This window comes from Patescibacteria group bacterium (assembly GCA_041664365.1).
Classification (GTDB): domain Bacteria; phylum Patescibacteriota; class Patescibacteriia; order UM-FILTER-42-10; family UM-FILTER-42-10; genus JAHJEX01.
Map to the genome: position 1 here is coordinate 74,585 of JBAYKW010000004.1, position 24,954 is coordinate 99,538.

The following is a 24,954-nucleotide window of genomic DNA, read 5'->3' on the forward strand; positions in this document are numbered from 1 at the left end:
AAAATCTATTCTATAAATATGGAGCAATCAGCTCCTGATTTTTTTTATAATATTTATCCGCAAAATCCGTGTTCCCAAGAGAATTCTCAACTTCCGATAACCTATAATAAACATCTGCAATCGATAGTGTTAAATACCTTTTTACATCAAATGTAATACCAAAAGTGTTCGGATCGGCAAACAATTCTATCGCTTTTAAATATTTTAATTTTGCTTCAGGCACGTTGCCCGCCGTCTCCAAGCCCATACCCCAGAAAAAATAAGCCGATGCATAATTGGGACTTTTTATGGTTGCTTGCCGAAAGGATTGATCCATAATCTCGAACTTGTTGGCATCGATCATCCCCCACTCCCGCATCAACTCACCCATTTTATAATCATAATTAGTGCTGACCGGATTTTTTTGTTTGATTATATTTAACTCCGCTTCGGCGTGGGAAAAAATGTTTTCTTTTTTTTCTAAATCATTTTGGTTTGATGCCAGTTTAATCAGTAAATCAACATACCGAAAACGATATAATATTTCTCCTGAACTATTTTCAACAAAAGGAACTATACCTGCATGCAAGTCTTGTGTTTCATAATAGGCAAACCGGTCAGTTATATCTATGCTCATCATTTGCTTCAATTTACTGTCAGCAATAATTGGCCGTACAATAATTACTCCGATCAAAACGACAAATACAATTCCAAATAAACTGTTCCATCTTCTGTTGCCTTTAACAATCCCGTTCTCTTCCGAATCAATATTTTTATTACCAAAGTAAATTGTGATAAAAATAAGCGATATGTATAACCAGAAATATACACTGAGCACCGTGACAGAAAAACTGAACATACCCTGGACTAAATATGCAAACATTCCTGTTATTAATGCTAATATGATGATTGATTCTTTGTTATTTCGTTTCAGAAGAAAATACCTAATTGCCTGATAAAATGTGTAAATAAGAACTGCAAGATATACCAACAAACCAATCAAACCGGCAGTTAACGCCTGATCCATAAATTCGTTGTGTACACGATCAGCAAAAACATTATAAGAACTATAAACTCCCTGCAAGGGGTTATAATAGCGAATTAAAACATCTTCCTGCATTTCCAAACCATATCCCGTTAAAGGCTTTTCTTTTATTGCTTGCGTAGCCTGCTCTGCCCATAGCACTCTTAATGCCCCCGAACCTGTCTGATAATCAACAACTGTTTTAAATAAACCGGTGCCGATAAATAGACCACCGCTAACAACCAGTAAAACTATCAATGAATATAGCAATTTCCTCTTTTTTTGTTTTATCAAAACCAAAATCACTGCAAAAATAGTCGCTCCAATAAAAGCAATCCACGCACCTCTGGTATAGGTAAAATACAGGACCACTATTTGTAGCAGTGCCAATATTATTACTGCCCATCTTTTAATCTTGGATGTAGTAAAAAATATTAAAGCGATTGTTAATGGGATTATCATTACCAAATACGCACCTAAAAAGCTCGGGTGACCAAGCGTTGAAGCAACGCCTTTGTCAAAGACCGTATACATAAATAAATTTAAACCAACATGTTCCAAAAACCCAAAAATACTGACTAAAACTGATCCGGCGACAATCCAATAAATCAGATTTACTACATAATGTTTTTTAGTAATGAGAGTTAATGTAACAAAAGCAAATGACAGGTAAAATAGATATTGCATTAACCCCTGTAACCTCCCTGATCCGAAGAAACTAAGATATGGTGATTCTGAAAATATCGTAGCTAGTGTTAATACAAAGCAATATGAACATAATAATATGATTATCCGTTTGTATTTTTGGAATAATGCTTTAAAACTGAAACTATTAGTAAAAAAAATGACGGATAGTATTGCTAGTATCCCGAGCTGAAAAATCCTTGTTTTATTAAAAGTGAATTCCGTATTTGTTGTAGTATTGATAAAAAGTGGTAATGCTATAATCAAAACTGCCAACAAACACATTAGAATTTTTCTGATATTCATAATCCTATTATATAGGATAATGCTCACAAATACTAAGCCCCGAAAACCAAAAGAACCCACTGTTTAGAACAGTAGGTTCTTTATGAAATATTTCGAAATATTTCTAACGACTATATCAGACCTGAATCACTTCCTGTGTGTGCACCTGCCCCTAATGCTCCAGATGCAGCTTCAGTACTGAAGTAGATGCTATAGCCGGTTGTTGTACCTGTATAACCATAATTGCATCGATCTGTTTCACCAAGGGTACAAGCCGCAGATGCTTTCGCAACTGATGGATCATAGACGTTATCAACACCAGAAAGATAAGTTGTAATTCCTGATGCAGTGCTAAGTGTATCTAATGAATCGACTGGTACTACAGTTGCTGATACAGGATATACACTCTTTGCGTTATAATAAAGTTCCAATCCTGTTTGGACTTGCCTTACATCAGCAATTCTCTTGGCGTCTCGTGAACTTGTTCTTGCGCTGTTCAATGCTACTACCGCGATTGTGGCCAGAAGACCAATAATTGCGATAACAACTAACAACTCAATCAATGTAAAACCTTTTTTGTTTCTCATTTGTTTGTTCACCTCCCTTCCTTTCTTTTTGATTTTATTAATCTAATAAAACCTTTATATATTAATATATTACTATAATTTTGCAGTTTTGTCAAAATTATCGATATTTGACTGATACTCATCTATTATAGCAGAATTTTTATCAATTGTAAATAGAGAAAGCAAAAATACTCTAAATTGCCGATGATAAGCTATATAGTGGCAATAATATTGATACAACCAGTACCGCGACTGCTCCGCCCAATAATACGATAATCAAAGGCTCAATCAGGCTGACCATATTGGCTACCAAGTTTTCCACTTCTTTGGCATAAAAGTCGGCGAGTTTTGCCAGAATTTTATCCAGCCGTCCGGTCTGCTCCCCGACACTCATCATCTGGGAAAGCATGATTGGCACTTCCTTATGTTTCAAAAACACCGTGGATACTGAATTTCCGTCTTCTACCTCTTTAATAGTTTCTAATGTAATCTCTTTATAGGTGTGATTACCGATAACATCAGCGACAATTCCGAGCGCCCTGGATAAGGGGATACCGCTTGTGATCAGGTTGGAAAAACTGCGGGCAAATCTGGTAATATAGATTTTCTTATAAATATTGCCGAAGACAGGAACATTCAGTTTTGCTTTATCAATAATGCTCTTGCCTTTTGCTGTCCGATAAATAACACGATACGCAAATATTCCTCCGACAGAAATAATAATCAAAGTCCACCAGTAAGTTTTGAGAAAATCACTGGTTGCAATCAGCATTTTAGTCGCCCAAGGTAATTCTGCTCCTGCCTCCTCCAGCACCGCTGTCAACTGCGGAATAACGAAAATCATCATTACTACACCGACCACCAACAAAGCGCCTAAAATAAATAACGGGTAAATCATCGCACCTTTGATTTTTGATGTGAGATCGTAATCCTTTTCTTTCTGGTCCGCAAGATAGTTTAATGTTTCATCCAGCTTACCGGTTGTTTCGCCTGATTTGATCATGTAAACGAAAAAATCGTCAAATACCTGGGGGTATCTTCCTAACGTATCCGACAACCTTGCACCGCCGTCCACTTCATCCGCAATTTCCGATACGATAATTTTAAAAGTAATATTATCTGTCTGTTTTGTCAGAATAGTCAAAGCCTTCACGATCGGAACGGTGGCAGAAATCATTACGGCTAACTGCCTGGCAAAAATTACCACTTCTTTTCTCGGGACTCTGTTCAGAAAACCCAGGCTAGATTGGAAAAGCGTCCGTTTTCTGCGTTCACTTAAAGAAAGGACGATTAATTCCTTATCTTTCAACATATCTACAGCCACTACTTCCGATGAAGCCTCGACTGCTCCGGTAACGGAGTTTCCTTCTAAATCCTTCGCTTTATAATCGTATACTGCCATATTTATATTGGTTATCTTTGCACAAACATTTGGAAATTATTTTTATCAACAGCGTATTGCATGGCACTATCCGCCAGTATTTCACCGGTTCGAACCAGTTCCGCCAGCGACCGGTCTAGGGAAATCATACCGTCCTCTCTGGAAGTCTGGAGCACGTTATTTAGCTGTAGCAGATTGCCTTCTCTGATAACAGATCTGACCGGCGGTGTCGGTATCAGCACTTCCGCCACCAAGATTCTCCCGCCACCGACCCTCGGCATCAATCTCTGTACAATAATTCCTGCCAGCACTTCAGAAAGTTGTACTCTTGCCTGATGCTGTTCCGGCGCATCGAAACTATTAATCAGTTTTTCTATTGTCTTGATTGAAGAGTCCGTATCCATACCGGCAAATACCAGCCTTCCTCCTTCCGCAAGATCAAATACGCTTTTTACGACATTCTTGTGTTTCAGGTCACTTACCACAATTACATCGACATCTTCCTGAAAAGCGGACTGCAGGGCCTTTTCAAACGAATGGGTATCCCTTCCGACCTCCCTCTGTTCCACTATACACCGGTTATCCATGAAAACATACTCAATCGGCTTCTCAATCGTCAGAATATGCTCATCTCTAGTGTTGTTTATTTCATTCAAAATCGCCGCAAGTGTAGATGTACGACCTGATCCAAAAGGTCCACAAACGATAACCAGTCCTTTGTTCAGTTTAGTAACTTGCTCAACCGCGCGGGGCAACCCGAGCTCTGCAAGTGTTTTGATATCCGAATTTATCAGCCGGAGCGATGCAGATAAATATCCCTCCTGATAAAAAAGATTAACTTTAAAACGGATCCGATTTTGAAAATTGTATGAAAAAATTATCTCTCTTTCCTTTTCGAGCTCCGCCCTCTGCTTTTCATCCAATAAAAAAAGTGTCAGTTTCTCTAAAAATTCCGGAGTGATCACCTGTTCCTCACGCAACGGGGTCAATTCCCCGTCTATTCTGACCGTAGGAACATTGCCGACAGACAGATGAAGATCAGAGGCATTATATTCTGCCACTGATGTTAAAATCCTGTTTATTTCTATCTGTTCGTTTGTTCTAAGGGTGGGGTCTGGTTGTTGCAAGAATTTTAGACTTTAAGAATTTTCTTTATTTTGGCAATGACTTCATTAGGCATAAAATGCGCTTTGATCAGATAATCAACCGCACCCAAGGCCATTCCTCGGTCAACATCCTTTTTTTGTCCTAAATTCGTCAGAAGGATAACCGGGATATCGGCCGTCGCCGGGTTCTTTTTCAACTTCTTCAGCACTTCAAAACCATCCATTCTCGGTAAAAGTATATCCAGAAGTATCAAATCCGGCATTTCATCGGTAGCTGTTTTTAATCCGTCCTCACCGTTTTCCGCCAGTTTCACTTCAAAATTTTCCAAATTTAGTTTAGAAACATACATTCCCGCCAAAAAAGAATCGTCCTCCACTAAAACAATTTTCTTTTTACTAGATTCATCGCCGGATATTTGCATATTTTTTCTATTAATTTATTCTAATTTATAAATTATTATTCCCTGGTAACATTCCAAACTTCCTGGATCGTTGTTTTTCCCTGCAGTGCTTTAATAATACCATCCTCTTTCATTGAAATCATCCCCTGTTTCTTAAACTCAGCTTTTATTTCATCCGTATTGCTTCCCGCCATAATTATTTTTTCCAACTGTTCATTTATTTCCAGAACTTCGGATATCGCCACACGACTCTTATAACCCGTATGCTCACACCGGGCGCACCCTTGTCCTTTATAAAATTTCAGCGGTCGTGCAATAATTAAATCTTTCGGAATAGCTGACTTAGGAATTTTTTCCAATTCTGACCAGATTTCATTTTCAAATGCTTCCGGAACATTCATCTCAGTCGGGCAATAATTGCAGATTTTCCGGACAAGCCGCTGGGCAATAATAACATTTGTCGATGATGCTACAAGAAAAGGTTCAATCTTCATATCAATCAATCTCGGCACAGCGCCGAAAGCGTCATTCGTATGTAATGTGGACAAAACAATATGTCCGGTCAAACTGGCATGCACAGCAAGTTCCGCCGTCTCATTGTCACGGATTTCTCCGACCATGATAACATCAGGATCCTGACGTAAAATTGCCCTCAGTCCCCTGGCAAAGGTCAGTCCAACTTCCGCATTAATCTGGGACTGGTTAATTCCGGCCAAATAGTATTCTACCGGGTCTTCTAATGTTACAATATTCACTCCCTCCTGATTCATAACTGTCAGAATTGAATACAGGGTTGTCGATTTTCCGGAACCGGTCGGACCGGTTACCAGAAACATTCCGTGGCTTTTAATAATGTTTTCCCTCATTACTTCCGCGTTTCTGCCGTCAAAACCCAAATCTTCAAGCTTCTTACTGCCTTCAGTTGTATCCAGAATACGCATAACTACCTTTTCGTAGTTGATGAGTGGCAGTGTTGATACACGATAGTCAATATCCTTGCCGTCAATATTCATGCGGAAACGACCGTCCTGCGGAATGCGTGTTTCGTCAATTTTTAAATTTGATAATACTTTAATACGGGCCACTACTGAAGGATGGACGTGTTTAGGTAGAATCAACGAAGTGTGCAGCACCCCGTCAATACGGTAACGTACACGGGTTTCATTACCCACCGGCTCAATATGCACGTCAGATGCCCTACCCTCTACGGCGTGCCGTAAAATTACTGAAACCATCTTAGAAACCGGCGCCTTTTTAATAACTTCTTCCAGCCCTTTTTCTTCCAGCTCTATTCCTTCTTCAGCAGCCCTAGCTTCCGCCTCCGTCCCTTGCAGAGCTTGTTCTACTTCTTCAGATAAAGTCGCGTATTGTTTGATAACGTGGTTTAGAGCTCCTTTGGAAGTGACATAATATTTTATCTTGTATTGATTTTTCCTTGCCAGAAATTCCGTCGCCTCAAGCGCCTTGAAATCATTTGGTTGAAGCATGGCAATACTGACTTCGTTGTCCTTTTTATCAAAAGCAACCATCTGGTAGTTTTGCGCCAGTTCCTGTGAAATGATATTTAAAATCTCTGAACGGATCATCTTACCGAACAGATCCATGAACGGGACACCGTAAATTCTGCTTTTCACTTTAGCAAATTCTTCATCAGGAACAAGATTCTCTTCAGATATAACATCAATCTCAGATAGCCCGGATATTGAACTCTTTTTTTGAACATCCGCGTATTGTGTCTGACTGATGTATCGTCCCTCAAGTAGAGCCTCCACCAAAGGATCGAGTGTTGTGCCCTGATTTGTAGTGTTTGTCGGCATTAATACTCTTTATTTTTAATTAGAATGATGGTTGAAATGGATTTTTATTCCCACCCAAAGGCAGTAATGATTTTTCAGACTCATTGCCGGACGTATCCACTGACGTAATAGTATAAAAATATTCAACATTCTCTATGACACTCGCATCCGTATAGTTATTATCCTCAACAGCTTTATCTAATATAATAGTGCCCAGGTCACCTTCAATTTGCGACCGATATATCCGGACATAAGCAAAGTCAGTATCTCTCGGATCAACCCAGGATATTTTTACCTGTGTTCCGTTTTCAATATCAACCGCTGCTACCCCCTGCGGTTTCTGTGGAGCAAAAATATCGCTTGGACTGCCGGTCAATCTGGCCACATCATCTGATTCCTGTCCATTAGCACCCACGGAAATGAGTGTGTAAAAATAATATAATCCGTTTTTAATATCAGTATCCTGATAATAGTTTTTATCTGAAACATCCGCGATCAGTTCACCTAGTTCTTCCTGCTTTTCTGAGCGGAATATCTTAACAGCGACATATCTGTCATCAAAATCCCAGTACATTATCAATTTTTGACCGACTTGCGGATTCAATATGTATGCTCCTTTTGGTGCAGGCGTGACTTGATAATCAGTGGGTGTACTTGATGACTGCTCCGTATAACTTTGCCCGCTTCTGTCCCTCAATCCGACAACATCCTTTTTTCCGAAAAATGTGCTGTCGATATCGATGGTGATCGGAGTGATAATGTCACCTCCATTAACTAATCCGTCATTCATATTATCAGTATTTGACCCGCCCGAACCCTTCAGCAAAACAAACAGTGTTACTACAATCAGTAGAACCAGCGATCCGGCAAGAATAAAATTTTTTTTCTGTGATTTTTTTTGAACTAGCATATTTTAGTGTGATTACTCCAAGTAATAGGTATTGAGATTGAGAGAAAACGACCCCTCCTCCTCATCCAGCGGCGGTACGAATGAAAGCGAATCAAGATCGACAATCCGCATGTTATTTTCAATATTATCCAGAAGAATTTTCAACGACTCATATGTCGTATCACCTTTAACTGATAATGATACTGTTATTGTTTTGATGGCTCCCAGTTTGTTTGTAACAGCACTTTTACCGTTTGGTGCTGTTTGGTTTGAACTTGCGGCATTCTGCGCAGCACCGCTATCTTTGATACTCACGCTATTTACTGTTAAACCGCTTTCCAGCGCCAAACTTTCCATTTGCAGGAAAATATCCGGGATTTGACTTGATGACGGCAATATTTTTCCTAAACGTTCTGTTTCCGCTGTAGAAATTTGCGAAAGATCATTTTTTAATTCATTCAATTCTACTAACTGCTTCTTTTTAGCATCTAGCGTCAGCTGTTTATTTTCATAATCAAGATAACCCTCACCGCTGATTTGTCTGTATTTCGGCAACAATATGAGATAAACGCTTGATATCAGAAGAATAACAATAACAGCAACTTGAATATATTTAAAATATTTGTTGATAAAAACTAATACTGTGTTTTTAAATGAATAACTCATATTGGTAAGTTTTCTTTAAGAAAGAAAATATCCGGAATAACTTTTAAAGAGATGTTAAAATCTACCGAGTTCTGAACATTTAAATCATCAACTTCGGTTGCGGCTGAAATTGCGCTGTCAATTGTTACCTTCTCCACAAAATCTGTTGCATTCTGGAATACTATGTACTGGTCAGCGAGAGTCGCCAGATCTATGGCAGATGCCGAAAGTGTAACCACTCCGGATTGAGTTGCTGACAAACTTTTATAATAAACATTTGGCAGAGTGTATTTTTCCAGATAAGCCAATAATTGCGACCAGTAAATATGGTCATCAAGAATCTTCGATATGGAATCAATTTGGTTTCTCAAAGTTTCCGCGTCATTTCTGACATTTCCCAAACTTTTTATTTCCTGATCTATACCGTCAATTTGAATAGTCAGTTCTTCAATATCTCCCTCAATTTTTGATTCCCGATACATCATATATCCATAAACCAGCCCAACCAGTACGACAACTATGCCCACGCCAATCCCCATCTGTTTGAGTTTTGCCTTCGGCTCAAGTTTCCCCAAAACATCCTCCGGAATCAGGTTTACGTCCAATGCCTGTATTTTTTCTTCCAAAGGCACTAATTTATCTGCATTTTCAGAAGCATTCATTTTCAAATCACCTTTTTTGGCAACCAAAACATTTTTTTTCATGGCAGCGTTTTCATTTGGAGCTGACCAGGTAAAAAACTTCTTCCGAGGTTTTTTTACTTCCTCTTTTTCTGTTTTTACATCCCCGGATTTTTCCAGTATCACATTCTGTTTATTAATCCTCTGTTCCCGTTTTTCTAAAAATACCGGCGTCGGTTCACTATTTACTATTTTCTTCACTGGGGCAACATTCTTTTCCATTTCAACCTGAAAATTATCTTCAACTTTTTCCGGCTTATATTCTTTAATTCTTTCATAATTTACTTTGCCTACTTTTTCATCCTTTTTGATCACCTTCTGGGAAATTATTCTTTCCTTTTTTTGTCTTTTGAATATTTTTCCAAAAAACTCAACCAAACCGCCCTTTTTTACCTGTTTACCGGTATCGTCTTTTTCTTTTTTCGGCCGGGTCATTTCAATACCAACAGCACCGGTCTTTTTTCTAGACCTTTCCTGCACCGAATCTTTATCTCTCAGCAGATTTATGTCACCCATATATTAATTTATATAATTTCTCTCATTGCTAGGCCTATTGAAACAGCAAATCTCGGACCGAGTTCTTGCAGTACCGGTTTTAAATCCACCGGATAGACAACCCGTGCCCACGGATCCCCGATGAAAACTTTTATATTAAGCGCCTTTTCCAAATAAGTTGTCAGATTCGGCAGAAAAGCTGATCCGCCGGCTAATACAACTTTTTCTATCGCCCTTTCACCTTGATTCTGATATAACCCGAGTACGAATTTTATTTCGTTGATGATAGAACTGACAATAAACTCAATCGTTCTAGGAATCTGTCCTTGCGAAGCATCACCGCCGGCTGAGATACCGAAGTCTCTCTTAAACTGTTCGGCGCGGTCTAAATTTACATTCAAGCTATTTGCGATTGCCTTGGTAATTGTATTACCTCCAATATCAACACTGCGATTTAAAATAGGAATGCCATCAACAATTACACTGATGTCACAAGCGATGGCACCAATATCCACGACCATTGTTGCCGATCGATCATTACCGATTAATGAACGTTCCAGGGCGAATGATTCAGTTTCCAGACTAACGAGTTGCAGATTCGCTTGCTTAAAGATATCGACATATCTTTTAACCAGGGTTTTTGGAGCAGCCGTCAATAGTATTCTGATATTTTTTGATCCACCAGACGCATCGATTGTATTTATCGTCTTTTTCTTGTCCTTGTCATCAGCATCCTCCTCCATCATCTTTTTATCAGCATTTAAAACCTTCCAATCCAATATCATTTCCTCAAGCGGCATCGGAACAAACTTTTTCGCTTCCCACCTTACCGCAGCTACCAAGTCTTTTTTTGACATGGACGGCAAACTGATGATCGAACTGAATACCGCAAAACTAGGCAATGCCGCGACTGCCTTGAGGGTGGTAACTTTTGCCTGCGAAATGATTGCTTTCAGCGCGGTGACTATTTCCTTTTGTGTTTCCTGAGAATCACTTTTAATGATATCTGTTGATTGTTCAGCGAAACCATAGGTTATCAACTTCGGCTTACCTTTTTCGCTTTCTAATTCAACAACTTTAATACTGGATGTTCCCAGATCAATTCCGATATAACTTTTTTTTGAGTTGAATAGTGCCATAGATTTATATATATTTTACTGTATTTTTCGATTTTGTTTAAGGGGTGGTTATTTCTATTGGTGCCACTTCACGAACCACGGGTAGCGCTTTGGCAAAGTCCCCGACTCCCGGCGGAGTATTAATAATAATCCTGCCGTCATAGAATATGCGCTCTGAAGCCTGAATATCATCCAAAGTCCCAATCCCGGATCTCTGAAGGAATAGTTCGTGCGCCACTACTAATCCGCTGATCACCAAATTATCGTCCCCGGCGCCGGTATAGAATCCGCCTGTCCCGTTATCTAATACGCCGTCCGGTTCAATATCGCTACCTACTACTACAAAATTTCCCGCTACATTTTTTACATTCGGACTGATATTAACATTGCCTTTAACTATCCATACCACCGAAGGAATATCATTCAGTTCAGTATAATGTTCGTTTACCAACAGTTCATAATAAGAAATGTCCCGCTCAATATTCAAATCTCCATCTACCACGATCGTACCAGAGGCATTTGAGCCATTTAGTTGATCATCTGGATTACCCCTTTTGATCACTATGGGCACATCCACGGTGAGATTGCCACTAAAATGATAAACCTTGCCTGCTAATTCTACCGCATCAGATTCCCATAAGGCATATTCAGAAATGGTTTCTTTATTTGAAGTTTCAACAATATTCCCGAATTTATTTGTATTTATTAGTGGCACAACTGGTGGAACAGTAGTAATCCCGACCACATCCAGTTTACCCATCACATTGGTATATTTGTTGCTAGCGAGTGGCGGAATCAGAGGATCATACGGCGGACGCAAACCATCATCTGATGGCAATAAATAATTATTTTCACTGGTGTAACGCTGAATAGTGCCAGCTGTCTGTATTAAAAAGGTCGAATTGTAGAAATTTCTAGTTAACGGGTTTGTTGAAGGATCAAATATACTATTCGATCCGACACCGGTTGTTGAATAAATATCCCCCTGGACTGTCTCTAAAAACGGTGCGATATAGGATGACGGAACATATTCTCCCACGCCGAAATCATCGAAAGAAATCCACCCCAAACCCACAGAGTTATTATAGCACGGGGAGCCCTCTTCTATACATACCGTTCCCCCACCTGACCAACCCTCTCCCTCAAAAATTCCTGAAACAATCTGCATAGAAACACCATAATCCACACCAGCTAATGCGTCTTCAGAAGTAGCATGAAGTTTAACCCAGCCCCAGTTTTCAAAATGCCCTTTTACACCCTCTTTTTGTAATGAAACTAACCTTGCCCACCCTACCGCATCTCCTGTTTCATAAGTACCAAAGCCTTGGGTATTATATTCATCCTTAGCCTGATCTGTTAATAAAACTTTAGCCGAGTGATTGGGAATTGCCGGATACGGATTTGGGTCAAAATCTATCCGGCCGATTGGGATACCACCATTTGATTCTCCGATCCAGGCATATCCGGAAACATCACCTGTCGCAGAATCTGCATTTACCTTGAAATCAGAGGTTCCACAATCATTTCCTGTTGTTGAACAATTTAAGGCTATCCAACCGATATTGACACCAAGACTTTCATTATTTCCTACCCAAGCATACCCACCTAAATCTCCAGATACAGAATCATATGATGATAGAGATGTTCCTAAAGGATATTCCGGACCAAAATTTATCCACCCCAAACCAGTAGTAACATTTTCATAAGTATCGCTCGGTAATTGATCGCCCGGTAAATATCCTCCCGCCCAGGCATAGCCGGAAAGTGGGCAGGAATAATTTGCTTGTACACAATTTTGCCCTCCATGTGCACCATCATCATAGTTAAAATTAATCTCTACTCCAAACTGGCGGTTATTGGCGGGCGCCGGTCCCATAAGAATCCAGCCCCAGTCTTCATAACCCAATTCCTCTCCCGCGTCCTTGATTGATTTTATCCGCGCCCAGCCGGAAATTTGTCCTGCGAAACCTGTGCCAACTGGTTCGATCCTTGCCGAATAGTACGGTGGTCCGGGAAAAGGTTGAGGAGCAAAGTCTAACCAACCCACACCAGTTACTGCACCTGAATCATCCATTATTCCGTTCCAACTGTAACCCGAAAGTTCACCTGTCACGGGATCAACTTGAACACCGTAACGTGTTCCGCAACGGCTGGTTAATCCTGAGTCAAAATAGTTATAGCAGTTGTTGCTGAACCAGCCGATGTGACTAAATTCAGGCACACCGAACCCGTTATCGGTTGAAATCCCCGACCAACTCCAGCCGGTTACGTTTGTCTCGTCCCAAGGCGGTTGAGCAGCAACAACTTTATTTATGTTAAAGACCGCTAGAAAAACAAACACAGAAAAAATAACTACGGAACTCAGGATTATTAATTTTTTTTTGTGTTTTTGCATAACTAATTAACGCTAAACAGTAGACATTAGATTGCTACTGACTTCCATCCCGTATCATCACAAACATATAATTTGTTACCTGTCGCATCAAGCACCATCCTGCCCACTTCATCCGCAACGTCACAATCAGCAGCGGCAGGCGCGGCTGTCGTTGAATCAATCTGTAAATAAGCAGTGCTGGTATTTTCATTATCTACTCGCAAATTTCCCCTGACACGCAGAGCATCTGTTAAACTGGTTGTACCAATACCTACATTTGATCCGTAACTGGTTGTAAGATCACCCGTAACATGCACGTCACCGGAAAAATATCCCGCATAGCTCACTCCACCATTTATTTCTGTACCCTCAATAGCAAAAAGTCCGTAGGTCTTAATAGATTCCGCCGGGGAATTCGCACTTGCTGTTCCAGCTTTTGCATAAACACCGTATGTATCCACATAACCTTGGGAAAGATCTGTTCCGGAACTTTCACCTAAGACACCGGCCGACTGGGCATGGTCGTAAGTGTCCGCACCAAAATCTACCGTATTTTTTCCAATTACTCCCGGCGCTATATCCTCGCTATTGTTAAATGAATAGCCATCATTAAAGCCGGCAACACCAGCCTTACTAACTGAACTTGTCGTTCCTTTTACACCGTATCCTGAGACTGATACTCCTTCAACACCTGCTTTACCTGCCGACCCACCAGTATAGTACCCATAAATCGTTGATAGAGACCCATTACTATATGCTTCAATAGCTCCTAGGGTTGATACGGGAGTTCCTGATGTACCGACATATAGTGTTGAATTATTATTTGGGAATGTTCCTGAACCAATAATCACCCTGCCATTTGAAATACTGGCATCCCCATTTTCAACATCCAAGGCATATGTTGGAGATGCAGTACCAACACCTACTCTATTATTTGTCGCATCAACCGTTAAAGTGTTGGAATCAATGTTCATTCCTTTCATCGCATTAATATCCCCATCCGAATAAAAAGTACCGTCACTGCCAATATATGCAATGGTTCCACCTTTAATAAAGTTAAACCGATGATCGGTTTTGTTATAGTTTATACCGGTGTCGATAGGAGAATTATCAAAGTGAATTCCGTTGGTGAAATTAGCCGTATCTGATTTTAACCAAAGCTGACTCCAGGTATCTGATGCTAAATATGTTCCTGATCCAAGAGAATAATTACCAGCAGTATCAGGCACAATGTTTCCTTGAGAAAAAGTGTCCCCTTCCACATACAACTTATAAGGACTCGGCGATGCCGCACTACCCAGCCGGAGACTACCGACTTTATACTGATCCGCAGCGGAGGTATTAATGGGGGCAGCAATAGTCCCTGCCGGTGGGGTCCCTATAGGAGCCGTCCAGGCGGCATATACGATATTGATTCCTAAACCGACAATAATGCTGACAATAGCGACACAGAAACTGATCATTGCCGTTTTACTTATTCTGGAAAATATTTTTTTCATTATAATTTATATAATTAAATCTTTTTAAATGCAGTAAAAATATCTTAGCCACCATCTGGGCCGTTATTCTGAGGTACAAGTGTTGGCTCGGGGATATAGGGCTCTCCAAAACATACGAATTCTGCACTCTTACCGTACCCAATATTCACCCAAGACTTATTCATCCGAACCATAATTGCAAAATAACGCTGTCCTCCCGGTACAGGACACCAGTTGCAGGTGTATATTGTGCCCTCGTTAAATTCGGAGGGAGCGACGTTGCAGGTTGTATCATTTGTTCCATACACCGGCAACCCACCGTACATATTCAGCTTGCCCATATATTCGATTTCCCCGTCCGTATTCACTTGGTCGGTAAGAAAAATTCCACTGTCTATTCCAGTTAGATTAATATCGCTCTCCGCTCCTATGAGATTAAGATTACCTGAACCATTAATATTTAAATCTGCAGTCAGTGTACCGGAAACATCTAGAATTGAAGTTGTAGAAGCATTGCCTTCAATCTCAACATTCCCATCAAACCATCCGGCATATGTATCACCAGCTACGCCACTTTCAACACCCATAATCCCTACTGATCTACTGTTGCCCGGATCACCCGCCTTACCATAAACACCAAAATTCCATCCTGTACCGGTGCCAGCATATGTAACAGTTCCGCTTTCACCATATACACCCGCTACTGTTTGTGTTGGTGTGCTAAATTCCGATAAGGAACCATTCGCCCCAGCCACTCCATAAACTGACGAGATATTATCCTCACCTACAACGTGTAACCTGGTGGCCGGACTATCCGTACTTAAACCAACCTTATTTGTCAGAGCTCTGACGACGAAGTTATTACCATCAATTACCAAATCACTATTACCACCTGTGCTTGAGATGATATCAACTGAACCTTCAAACAATCCTGCTACTGTATTTCCGGAACCGACAAACACCGGATTATTTGCATCTTCGGTATTATCAAGTCCAACTATTCCATATAGACCCCTGCCAATCAAACCGTAAACGCTATCTCTCCCCTTGGCATATAAACCACCACCAGTTGAACTGACCAGGCTTGTTCCGTCTCCCAGCACTGCTATACCGGATGGGCCGGTTGAACTGGCATAAACCCCATAATTCTTTCCAACTCCGGATAAACCACCACCGTCTGTCAGATTCTGATTGATTATATAAAGTGCATTACCGCCCGTAAAATCACTTGTTGCGGTTACATTCTGATCTGGACCGGATTGTATAGATAACAGTCCCAGTGGCAATGCATTATTGATCAAAACCTTATCCAAAACATCATCTACTTCTATTAATCCATTGCTGATGTCTAAGCTACTACCTACCGACACATCCCCCGCGTTAGCTGCAGAAAAATCGGCTACAGAAACTACATTTAAATTTCCGCTGATACTGGTATTGTTGCTGATATAGGAATCACCGAGTACGTAGAATTTTTCTGCCCCTGCTACGCCAGACCCGACTCTAAATCCACCTTCCTGAGTAGCAATATATAGCCCGCCGGTTTTCTCCTGGGCAAGCAGAGAAGTATTCAAAGGTGGTTCCAGACTTCCCAAATTCGGAGCAACTGCCGTCGGGTCCTGCCACGTTACGGCAATTACCATATTAAAACCTAAAGCAAGAAAAGCGCTGACTAGGACAACGGCAACACTGACAATCGCTGTTTTATTAATCTGTTTAAGGACTCTTTTCATGTTAACTGTTTATGGTAATGAATCACGGGGAACTTCAGGATCATATGGAATACTGCAAAGTGAACCTTTAGTATATCCGATATTTATCCATTTACCGTCCATCCTGGCCATTACTGCATGCATCCGCTGTGTTACTAGGGATGGACACCAATAACAAACAAACAATGTCCCCTCGGCATAATTTTCCGGCTCAACGTTACAGTCAGTTGCAACACCACCCGCTAACGCCGGGAGTCCTCCGGTCATTATTAATTTTCCATAGTGTGTTATGTCACCGCCAGCGTTTATCCCGCCAGTCATTGTAATATCACTGTCAGTGCCGGTCATATTAATGTCACTATTTGTGCCAATCAAATTTAAGTCACCGTAGCCGACAATATCTCCTGTTACTGTCAAAGTGTCACCAATATCCGCAGAACCCGTTACTGACATTTGTCCGACAACTTCCACTTTACCTTCAAAATAGCCGGCATAAGAGTTGGGAGCACCAGTAAAATCAACGCCCATGATTCCGACTGTTCGGCCGGTTCCCGGATTACCTGCTTTACCAAAAACACCAAAATTCCATCCGGTACCCGCGCCGTTGTATGTTATTGTTCCGCCTTCGCCATACACGCCGGAAACTGTTTCGGTTGGTCCGCCATGATTCTGCCATATGGTATTTGTACCAGCCTGGGCATAAATCGCTGACTGATTATCAACGCCCAACGTGTGCAATCTGACCGACGGACTGATTGTTCCAATGCCAATCCTGTTAGTGGAGGAATTAACAACAAATGTGCTGGTGTCAACAGTAAAATCAGCATTCCCTCCAGCACTTGGCACAATTTCAACTGATCCTTCAAACAATGCTGCCAATGTTCCCGCCGGGCCGTTGAAGACCGGATTATCAATATTCTCAGTATTATCAAAACCGACAACTCCATACAGTCCGCGCCCAACAGCACCATAAGCAGAATTACTTGCCTTGGCATATAGTCCGGCTATTCCACCGGACCCCGCATCGGCAAGTACTCCGTAGCCATTAGTTGAACTCCCAGCAATTCCATAATCAAAACCGGTAGCATCGACTCCCCCGCCGCCGGATGCTCCGACGTTAGTTGCAGTTATAATAGCGCCTTCGGTTGAACCGTATGCTACAATTGCCGACTGGTTGGCAGATGTAATATTTAGCTTGCCAGGACCAGATGCAGTATTAATAAATATTTGATCATTTACTGTTCGGAGCAGTCCACTATTTACATTCAAACTATTTGAAATCGTTGCGTCACCGGCAATTAAATTAGAAACATTTGCTGTATTTGAAACAGATAGGTTGCTATTCATAAGGACATCACCATCCAATGTGGTAGTCCCGTCAACATATAACTTATTTGTTCCGGGATCGAGAGCAGTACCAATTACCAACGCGCCATCTTGTGTAGCTACATATAGTCCTCCCTTTTTCTCTTGAGTAGAAGGAGAAGTATTCAATGGTGGCTGTAAATCAGCAGGATAATTTGGTGGTGTTACCGTTGGATTCTGCCAAACAGCGGAAAAAACAAATTTTGGTGCCATTATTCCACCAAAAAATGCAAAAACACCAATAATTAAGCAAAAAACAGCTACCTTACTTACCTTCAGGGAAGCTGTTTTCAGTATTTTTTTGCTTTTTATCTTCATTTTTGTTTAATTTGAAGTAAAAACTTCGTTTCTTAAGTCAATTGCTATTCTTTGACAAAAGGTTTAATAACATTATATAATATAATTTGGAATTAGCCAAGTCTCTACACATTATTCTAACACAAGTAAAAAGAAATGTCAATAAAAAAACCCATACCCAGCAGTCAGAATAGCCAACAAAATCAAAATGGAGCCATGGCCACAGTAATTGTAACGGTTTGTGCTGTAATCATTACACTTGCCGTTGGATATAATTGGGGTTATTATCAAGGAACCCATAAATCACTTGAAAATACTGGGTTTTCGGTTAATAACGGTGTCGGGGTGGATGATGCTAACGAAATAAGGCTTTACCAAGGTCCGGTCGTCAAAATTGAAGGAAATATGCTATATATCACTGCAAAAGTGTATACAAATGAAACAATAACTGATAAAACTGTTACAATCAATACAGCGGATGATACAATTTTTCGTAAAATTGATTTATCAATCCCCCCTTTTGATCCGGACGAGGTTAATGGCGAGCAGGAAAATGCCCGTGAAAAGGTAATTGGGTTGAATGATATAATGATTGGAGATAACATAATAGCTGATGCCAGTGAAAACATTTTTGGAAAGACAAACATTAGATCATATCAAATTACGGTTCTTTCAACAGGACAATAACTATCAATAATTAAAGAAAGGAAAATATATGGATATATTGTTATGGGTCGTAGTAGGTTTGCTTGCCGTCGTCGGCTTATGGTTTGTTGCCACCTACAACGGTCTTATTAAATTAAAAAACAGGACTGACGAAGCTTGGTCGGATATCGACGTTCAATTAAAAAGAAGGTATGACCTAATCCCCAACCTTGTTGAGGCGGTTAAAGGTTATGCGACACATGAAAAGGAACTTTTTGAAAAAGTCACCCAGGCACGCAGTAATGCAATGCAGGCAACAACTCCGGAAGAACAAGGTAAAGCGGAGAATATGCTGTCCGGTACTTTAAAATCGCTATTTGCTGTTGCTGAGAATTATCCTGATTTGAAAGCGAATCAGAATTTTGCCAAACTCCAAGATGAACTTTCTGACACAGAAAACAAAATCCAGGCTTCAAGAAGATTTTACAACGGCAATGTCCGCGACTTCAATACAAAACTGCAGGTATTCCCTACCAATATGGTCGGCAATATGCTAGGTTTCAAAAACAGAGAATTTTTTGAGATTGAGGATGCGGCACAAAAAGAAAATGTCCAGGTAAAATTCTAGTCTAAATCATAATTCAGAACGAAGCGCGGGATAGTCTTCCGCGCTTCAATTGCCTAAAAAATGTATAATCAAATCGACTCCAATAAAAGAAAATCTGCAGTATTAATTGCTCTGTTTATCGTTATCGTCGGGCTGGTTGGTTGGGCATTTGGCGCTGTTACCGACATGGGATACGGAGGATTATTTCTGGCGGTAATATTTGCAGTTGTAACATCATTGTACGGTTATTTTTCCGGCGATAAAGTCGCTCTGTGGACTTCGGGAGCAAAGCAGGTAACAAAAGAGGAAAGCCCCTACGTTTATCGCATGGTGGAGAATTTATGCATTACTGCGGGAATTCCGATACCAAAAGTCCATATCATTTCAGACAGCGCGATCAATGCTTTTGCCACCGGTCGGGATCCGGAACATGCTTCTATCGCCGTAACCACTGGCGCTATTGAGAAACTGGAAAATGAAGAACTAGAAGGAGTGTTGGCCCATGAATTATCACATATTAAAAACTATGATATTCGCCTGATGACCCTGGTTATTATTTGCGTCGGGATTATTGCATTATTATCAAACTGGTTTTTTCGAATGAGTTTTTTTGGCGGAAGAAAAAGTTCTCGGGAAGGCGGAGGTCAAATACAACTGATTATTATGGTTATTGGGATTGTATTACTAATTTTTGCTCCAATCATCGGGCAACTGATCAAACTGGCCGTTTCCAGAAAAAGAGAATTCCTGGCGGATGCCTCCGGCTCGCTCCTGACCAGATATCCGGCCGGATTGGCAAATGCCCTGCAAAAGATTAATGATCAAAATATTGATCCAATGTTGAGGGCAAATAATTCAACCGCGCATTTGTATATTTCTAACCCTTTCGGTCAAAAAGCACGCAAAGGTCTGGCAAAATTGTTTTCCACTCACCCGCCGATTGAGGAAAGAATATCAGCTCTCCGTGCGATGGCATAATCAATCCAACTACATGAATCCAAATATTATAAATAAATTTACAACTAACCTCAAAAACACGCTTAAAACCGCGGCTGAGTTAGCATTGCAGTCAAAGCGCGAAATTGTTGATCCGATCGACCTTTTGAACGGACTATTGCAGCAAAGAGGCAGTATCGGTTCTGAAGTTTTAGCAAAAGTCGGTTTCCGGCAAAAGACAATGGATATAATCAATTCCTCACACACTAAAATTGATCCGATTGATTCTGTAAAAGGTTTGTCAAATTTAACACCTAGATTTTCTGAAGTTAGTAAAAGAGTGTTGGAAAAATCCGCGCTTATTTCTTCCCAACATCAGCATAAATATGTCGGTACCGAACATCTATTACATGCTTTAATAGAGATAAAGAATGGCGAGATTGAAAAAATGTTTGCTGAATCAAATATAAAAGTAGATGAATTAACTCAGCATTTAAATACAGTATTAAAAAGCACATCAAAATTCCCGGATATCACACGAATTTTTGAAATCAATAAAGAACTAAAATTAGCCGGAGAAAATGATGAGAAAGAAAATCTGTCCGCATCTGCCCTGGAATTTTTCTGTACCGATCTGACAAACAAAGATGTGCAAAAGAACATTGACCCGGTAATCGGCAGAGAAGAAGAAATCAGCCGGCTGATCCATGTTTTAGCGAGACGCACAAAAAACAACCCGGTTCTGATCGGCGAACCCGGTACCGGAAAGACTGCTATCGCCGAAGGACTTGCTAAGCGGATTTCAGAAGGCAATGTACCGGTCATTCTGCAGAATAAAAAAGTTTTAAGTCTTGATTTAAGCCTGGTTGTTGCCGGTACAATTTACCGGGGGGAATTTGAAGGAAGAATTAAACAAATCATTGACGAGATAAAAGCCGATCCAAATATTATTCTGTTCATTGATGAAGTTCATATGATTATTGGCGCCGGAACTACATCGGGTTCTATGGATGCCGCGAATATACTTAAACCGGCGTTGGCCAAAGGAGAAATACGGTGTATCGGAGCAACCACGCTGGACGAATATCGAAAGCACATCGAATCAGACGCTGCGCTGGAGCGAAGATTTCAGCCGATTCTCGTTGAAGAACCGTCTTTTAAAGAAACGCTGGAAGTACTGAAGGGAATAAGAAAGAATTATGAAAAATATCATCGGGTTACGATAACAGACGAAGCGCTGGTAGCGGCAATCAAGATGAGCGAACGCTACATGCAGGATAAATTTCTCCCGGATAAAGCGATTGATTTAATAGACGAATCAGCGTCTAAATTCCGAATCCACCAGAAATTGGACCCAATTACACAGGAATTAAACGCTGTAGAAGAAGATTTGCGCAATTGCCATAACGATAAAGAAGAAGCCGTACTGCGGGAAAGGTTTGAGGAAGCAATGAGCATCCGTAATAAAGAAATATCACTGGTTAAAGATTTAGAAGAATTAAAAAAGAAACAAGCAGCGCTTAACCAGAAACCCTTAGGGAGAATTACAGAAAAAGACATTGTTGAAGTTATCAGTAATATTACAAAAATTCCTTTGACCGAGTTAAGTGTTGAAGAAAAAGAAAGAATTATTAATCTGGAAGCAGAGATAAGCCAGCACATCATCGGACAGTCTGAAGTAATTAATGATATCTGCGGATTCATTAAAAGATCCCGCGCTGGTTTAAGCCATCCGGACCGCCCACTCGGATCATTCATCTTCTTAGGACCGACCGGAGTCGGTAAAACCGAAACAGCTAAAACAATAGCCAGAACTGTATTTGGCAGTGATGATTCTCTGATCAGGATCGATATGTCGGAATATTCGGAGAGTTTTCAGGCATCGAAATTAATCGGTGCGCCGGCCGGTTATGTGGGATACAAAGACGGCGGCAAGCTTACCGAGGCAGTACGCAGGAAACCGTATTCGGTTGTACTTTTTGATGAAATAGAAAAAGCGCATCCGGAGATTTTTAATCTGCTACTTCAAGTTCTGGAAGACGGTCACTTGACCGATGCGGTAGGAAAGAAAATCAACTTCAAAAACACAATCATCATACTCACGTCAAATATTGGACTGCCTTTATTGAACCAGGGCGTGATTGGATTTGAATCCGAGGCAAAAGAATCTCAACTTAATTATGAGTCATTGAAACAACAGGTACTGAAAGAACTGGAAAAAAAGTTTAAACCGGAATTTTTAAACAGGATCGATAAGATATCAGTATTTAAACCGCTGGATAAAAATTCCATCAGAAAAATTGTAGAACTGCAGATAATCGGATTAAAAGACAGATTGCGGGAACAGGGAATTGAAATGGAGCTTTCCAAAACAGCTATAGACTTACTGACCAATAAAAGTTACATACCGGAAAAAGGGGCCCGCGAAGTAAGGCGCGTAATCCAGGAATTTGTCGAGAACCCGCTTGCTGATAAAATACTTAAAAATGATGTACGAAAGGGTGAGTCGATTAAAGTAAAAACAAAGCAAAAAGAAGTTGTACTGGAAGATTAAATAGTTTATAATAAATTACATCATAACCGGGCGTCCTTTTGCCTGGTTTTTGTTATTATATGAATTATTACAAAAATTTATTACAGAGTATCATTGAATTAATCTTTCCTGCAAATTGTTTTGGTTGTGGTATTGAAGGTGTTTGGCTTTGTGAAAAATGCGCGGATTTAATTCCATTTTTTCCCAATAATATTTGTTTATGGTGTAATAAAAAAATTGAAGGTAAAAATATGTGCTCGGCATGTCAGAATTCATCACAGTTGCTTTCTATTACTGCAGTTACTTCATATCAGAATCCCCTGTTTCAAGATATATTGCATAATTTGAAATATAATTTTGCCACAAGTACCATCAATGCATTTGAACTTTTATTAATCAAGTATTTCAAACAAAATAAAACTAATCTCATTAATAATAATTCCATAATTGTTCCGATCCCCCTGCATAAAAAACGTCTCGCGGAGAGAGGGTTTAATCAGTCGGAGCTGATTGGGATACAAATCGCAAAAATCATGAATGTCGAAATCAACACAAAGATTCTTCAAAGAACAAAAAATACCAGATCACAAATGACACTCAATAAAGAGGACCGACTGAAAAACATGAAAAACTCATTTACTTGTCCGGATTCGAGGCAAGTGATAGGAAAAAATATTCTGCTCGTTGATGATGTTCTAACAACCGGGGCAACTCTAAATGAGGCAGCGTTGGCGCTTAAAGCAGCTGGTTCCAGTTCAGTTAGAGCAATTGTCCTGGCCAAAGGAGGTGAAATAGTAAATTTACCAAGGAGTTGACCCCGTTAGAGAAATTTCTCTAACGGGGTTGATAAATATAACGAATAGTGTTAGAGTAGATTAGTCAAAAATATGGAGGAGTGCCAGAGCGGGTCGAGCGGAGAAAAGCAAGCCAACTGCTTGGCTTGCGAACCGCGAGACGGGCACGAAGATGTCCCGCACACGGGACCGACGTGCCCGGGACGAATGGATAATCTAGTTACCGCCTAACAACCCAGCTTCGCCGAGGCGAGCGTGGTTCCATAAAAGACGATAAAAACTGTTATTCCCAAAACATATTTCAAAATTGAAACGGAGGAGTGCCAGAGCGGTCGAATGGGACAGTCTTGAAAACTGTTAGACCTGAAAGGGTCTCGGGGGTTCGAATCCCTCCTCCTCCGCCAAATCTAGCATGCTTCATTTAAAAAACAAGGCATTAAAATTGGCAAATTGGATAGGATTCGAATGGTAGCAGTGATCCTGAACAAAGTTCAGGGAACGCCGGCAGAATTGCCGGTGGCAAATCTGCCGCTACCCAGGAAACGAATCCCTCCTCCTCCGCCACTCGATTCGCACATCATATTTCTATATTTAGCACACGGAGAGATACCCAAGAGGTTGCCAGCCCGAGGCTGGTCGGCCTTGGGCCGAAAGGGGCTAGCTAAAAGAAAATAGACATGTATTATGTTTATATAATTCAAAGTAAAGTAGATGGCCGTTTGTATAAAGGTTTTACCTCGGATTTAGAAAATCGATTGAAAGAGCATTCAGAAGGGAAAACAAAGTCGACTAAGGGTTATAGACCATGGAAATTGATTTACTATGAAGTATTTGCAGATAAAACAGATGCATTAAGAGAGGAATTATTTCTGAAGTCAGGAAAAGGTAAAAGCACGTTAAAAGAGAAATTAAAAAACTACATGGAGAGATACCCAAGAGGTTGAAGGGGCGGGTTTGCTAAACCTGTAGGTCGGGTTTATTCCCGGCGCGAGGGTTCGAATCCCTCTCTCTCCGCCAAGAGAGTGCGGACTACCGATTAGGTAGTACGCAGTCTCTTTGAGAAAAGCATTCGAACGGGTGCGAGCGAGGCAAAGCCGAGCGACAATCAATCCAAGTATACGCAGGATTGATTGGCACCCCGGACAACGAGTCCCGCCGAAGGCG

Annotated in this window: 20 protein-coding genes and 2 tRNA genes; 8 read left to right on the forward strand and 14 right to left on the reverse strand. The window is 40.6% G+C overall.

Annotated features, from left to right (window positions below):
- Positions 1–10: 10 nt before the first annotated feature.
- The 14 genes from WCW66_03720 to WCW66_03785 all read right to left on the reverse strand — a co-directional run bounded on the left by WCW66_03720 (position 11) and on the right by WCW66_03785 (position 18,296).
- The gene (locus WCW66_03720; protein MFA6391830.1) at positions 11–1,993 is read right to left on the reverse strand and encodes an O-antigen ligase family protein; all 1,983 of its coding nucleotides are present in this window, start codon (positions 1,991–1,993) and stop codon (positions 11–13) included.
- Positions 1,994–2,103: 110 nt separating this feature from the next.
- Positions 2,104–2,559 (reverse strand): type II secretion system protein, encoded by a 456-nt coding sequence (locus tag WCW66_03725; protein MFA6391831.1) that lies wholly within the window; start codon positions 2,557–2,559, stop codon positions 2,104–2,106.
- 172 nt (positions 2,560–2,731) lie between these two features.
- Positions 2,732–3,940 carry a type II secretion system F family protein gene (locus WCW66_03730; GenBank protein MFA6391832.1) on the reverse strand — a complete coding sequence of 403 codons (1,209 nt, stop codon included), beginning with the start codon at positions 3,938–3,940 and terminating at the stop codon, positions 2,732–2,734.
- 11 nt (positions 3,941–3,951) lie between these two features.
- On the reverse strand, positions 3,952–5,046 hold the full coding sequence (locus WCW66_03735) for a PilT/PilU family type 4a pilus ATPase (GenBank protein ID MFA6391833.1): 1,095 nt from the start codon (positions 5,044–5,046) through the stop codon (positions 3,952–3,954).
- A 5-nt stretch (positions 5,047–5,051) separates the two neighbouring features.
- The gene (locus tag WCW66_03740) at positions 5,052–5,447 is read right to left on the reverse strand and encodes a response regulator (protein ID MFA6391834.1); all 396 of its coding nucleotides are present in this window, start codon (positions 5,445–5,447) and stop codon (positions 5,052–5,054) included.
- Positions 5,448–5,482: 35 nt separating this feature from the next.
- Complete coding sequence (locus tag WCW66_03745; protein MFA6391835.1) at positions 5,483–7,243, reverse strand: GspE/PulE family protein; 1,761 nt, start codon at positions 7,241–7,243, stop codon at positions 5,483–5,485.
- A 19-nt stretch (positions 7,244–7,262) separates the two neighbouring features.
- Entirely contained in the window at positions 7,263–8,132 is an 870-nt protein-coding gene (locus WCW66_03750) for a hypothetical protein (protein ID MFA6391836.1), read from the reverse strand.
- A 12-nt stretch (positions 8,133–8,144) separates the two neighbouring features.
- Positions 8,145–8,777, reverse strand: coding sequence for a type 4a pilus biogenesis protein PilO (pilO, locus tag WCW66_03755; GenBank protein MFA6391837.1), 633 nt, complete (start codon positions 8,775–8,777; stop codon positions 8,145–8,147).
- Entirely contained in the window at positions 8,774–9,952 is a 1,179-nt protein-coding gene (locus WCW66_03760) for a hypothetical protein (GenBank protein MFA6391838.1), read from the reverse strand. The genes pilO and WCW66_03760 overlap by 4 nt, the downstream gene beginning before the upstream one ends.
- An 8-nt stretch (positions 9,953–9,960) precedes the next feature.
- The gene (gene pilM, locus WCW66_03765) at positions 9,961–11,070 is read right to left on the reverse strand and encodes a pilus assembly protein PilM (protein MFA6391839.1); all 1,110 of its coding nucleotides are present in this window, start codon (positions 11,068–11,070) and stop codon (positions 9,961–9,963) included.
- Positions 11,071–11,107: 37 nt separating this feature from the next.
- Entirely contained in the window at positions 11,108–13,444 is a 2,337-nt protein-coding gene (locus WCW66_03770) for a hypothetical protein (GenBank protein ID MFA6391840.1), read from the reverse strand.
- A 26-nt stretch (positions 13,445–13,470) separates the two neighbouring features.
- A complete protein-coding gene (locus WCW66_03775) occupies positions 13,471–14,922 on the reverse strand; it encodes a hypothetical protein (protein MFA6391841.1) in 1,452 nt (483 codons plus the stop codon).
- A 44-nt stretch (positions 14,923–14,966) separates the two neighbouring features.
- Entirely contained in the window at positions 14,967–16,634 is a 1,668-nt protein-coding gene (locus WCW66_03780; protein ID MFA6391842.1) for a hypothetical protein, read from the reverse strand.
- 9 nt (positions 16,635–16,643) lie between these two features.
- A complete protein-coding gene (locus WCW66_03785) occupies positions 16,644–18,296 on the reverse strand; it encodes a hypothetical protein (protein MFA6391843.1) in 1,653 nt (550 codons plus the stop codon).
- Positions 18,297–18,431: 135 nt separating this feature from the next.
- Here WCW66_03785 and WCW66_03790 point away from each other — a divergent pair, with 135 nt between their 5' ends.
- The 8 genes from WCW66_03790 to WCW66_03825 all read left to right on the forward strand — a co-directional run bounded on the left by WCW66_03790 (position 18,432) and on the right by WCW66_03825 (position 24,807).
- Positions 18,432–18,962 (forward strand): hypothetical protein, encoded by a 531-nt coding sequence (locus tag WCW66_03790; protein ID MFA6391844.1) that lies wholly within the window; start codon positions 18,432–18,434, stop codon positions 18,960–18,962.
- 28 nt (positions 18,963–18,990) lie between these two features.
- On the forward strand, positions 18,991–19,548 hold the full coding sequence (locus WCW66_03795) for a LemA family protein (protein ID MFA6391845.1): 558 nt from the start codon (positions 18,991–18,993) through the stop codon (positions 19,546–19,548).
- A 60-nt stretch (positions 19,549–19,608) separates the two neighbouring features.
- Positions 19,609–20,505: a M48 family metallopeptidase gene (locus WCW66_03800; GenBank protein MFA6391846.1), complete on the forward strand. Its 897-nt coding sequence runs from the start codon at positions 19,609–19,611 to the stop codon at positions 20,503–20,505.
- A gap of 13 nt (positions 20,506–20,518) precedes the next feature.
- Positions 20,519–23,017, forward strand: a complete 2,499-nt coding sequence (locus tag WCW66_03805) for an ATP-dependent Clp protease ATP-binding subunit (GenBank protein MFA6391847.1) — start codon at positions 20,519–20,521, stop codon at positions 23,015–23,017.
- A gap of 59 nt (positions 23,018–23,076) precedes the next feature.
- Positions 23,077–23,811 carry a phosphoribosyltransferase family protein gene (locus WCW66_03810; GenBank protein ID MFA6391848.1) on the forward strand — a complete coding sequence of 245 codons (735 nt, stop codon included), beginning with the start codon at positions 23,077–23,079 and terminating at the stop codon, positions 23,809–23,811.
- A 293-nt stretch (positions 23,812–24,104) separates the two neighbouring features.
- A tRNA-Ser gene (locus WCW66_03815) sits at positions 24,105–24,194 on the forward strand.
- 273 nt (positions 24,195–24,467) lie between these two features.
- Positions 24,468–24,734: a GIY-YIG nuclease family protein gene (locus WCW66_03820; GenBank protein MFA6391849.1), complete on the forward strand. Its 267-nt coding sequence runs from the start codon at positions 24,468–24,470 to the stop codon at positions 24,732–24,734.
- A tRNA-Ser gene (locus WCW66_03825) sits at positions 24,713–24,807 on the forward strand. Before WCW66_03820 ends, WCW66_03825 begins: the two co-directional genes overlap by 22 nt.
- Positions 24,808–24,954: the final 147 nt, after the last annotated feature.

What these genes read in the sequence shown, in the direction of transcription:
- WCW66_03720 (MFA6391830.1), bottom strand. Translation starts at nt 1,993, where the DNA reads ATGAATATCAGAAAAATTCTAATGTGTTTGTTGGCAGTTTTGATTATA.
- WCW66_03725 (MFA6391831.1), bottom strand. Translation starts at nt 2,559, where the DNA reads ATGAGAAACAAAAAAGGTTTTACATTGATTGAGTTGTTAGTTGTTATC.
- WCW66_03730 (MFA6391832.1), bottom strand. Translation starts at nt 3,940, where the DNA reads ATGGCAGTATACGATTATAAAGCGAAGGATTTAGAAGGAAACTCCGTT.
- WCW66_03740 (MFA6391834.1), bottom strand. Translation starts at nt 5,447, where the DNA reads ATGCAAATATCCGGCGATGAATCTAGTAAAAAGAAAATTGTTTTAGTG.
- WCW66_03745 (MFA6391835.1), bottom strand. Translation starts at nt 7,243, where the DNA reads ATGCCGACAAACACTACAAATCAGGGCACAACACTCGATCCTTTGGTG.
- WCW66_03750 (MFA6391836.1), bottom strand. Translation starts at nt 8,132, where the DNA reads ATGCTAGTTCAAAAAAAATCACAGAAAAAAAATTTTATTCTTGCCGGA.
- pilO (MFA6391837.1), bottom strand. Translation starts at nt 8,777, where the DNA reads ATGAGTTATTCATTTAAAAACACAGTATTAGTTTTTATCAACAAATAT.
- WCW66_03760 (MFA6391838.1), bottom strand. Translation starts at nt 9,952, where the DNA reads ATGGGTGACATAAATCTGCTGAGAGATAAAGATTCGGTGCAGGAAAGG.
- pilM (MFA6391839.1), bottom strand. Translation starts at nt 11,070, where the DNA reads ATGGCACTATTCAACTCAAAAAAAAGTTATATCGGAATTGATCTGGGA.
- WCW66_03770 (MFA6391840.1), bottom strand. Translation starts at nt 13,444, where the DNA reads ATGCAAAAACACAAAAAAAAATTAATAATCCTGAGTTCCGTAGTTATT.
- WCW66_03775 (MFA6391841.1), bottom strand. Translation starts at nt 14,922, where the DNA reads ATGAAAAAAATATTTTCCAGAATAAGTAAAACGGCAATGATCAGTTTC.
- WCW66_03780 (MFA6391842.1), bottom strand. Translation starts at nt 16,634, where the DNA reads ATGAAAAGAGTCCTTAAACAGATTAATAAAACAGCGATTGTCAGTGTT.
- WCW66_03785 (MFA6391843.1), bottom strand. Translation starts at nt 18,296, where the DNA reads ATGAAGATAAAAAGCAAAAAAATACTGAAAACAGCTTCCCTGAAGGTA.
- WCW66_03790 (MFA6391844.1), top strand. Translation starts at nt 18,432, where the DNA reads ATGTCAATAAAAAAACCCATACCCAGCAGTCAGAATAGCCAACAAAAT.
- WCW66_03795 (MFA6391845.1), top strand. Translation starts at nt 18,991, where the DNA reads ATGGATATATTGTTATGGGTCGTAGTAGGTTTGCTTGCCGTCGTCGGC.
- WCW66_03800 (MFA6391846.1), top strand. Translation starts at nt 19,609, where the DNA reads ATGTATAATCAAATCGACTCCAATAAAAGAAAATCTGCAGTATTAATT.
- WCW66_03805 (MFA6391847.1), top strand. Translation starts at nt 20,519, where the DNA reads ATGAATCCAAATATTATAAATAAATTTACAACTAACCTCAAAAACACG.
- WCW66_03810 (MFA6391848.1), top strand. Translation starts at nt 23,077, where the DNA reads ATGAATTATTACAAAAATTTATTACAGAGTATCATTGAATTAATCTTT.
- WCW66_03820 (MFA6391849.1), top strand. Translation starts at nt 24,468, where the DNA reads ATGTATTATGTTTATATAATTCAAAGTAAAGTAGATGGCCGTTTGTAT.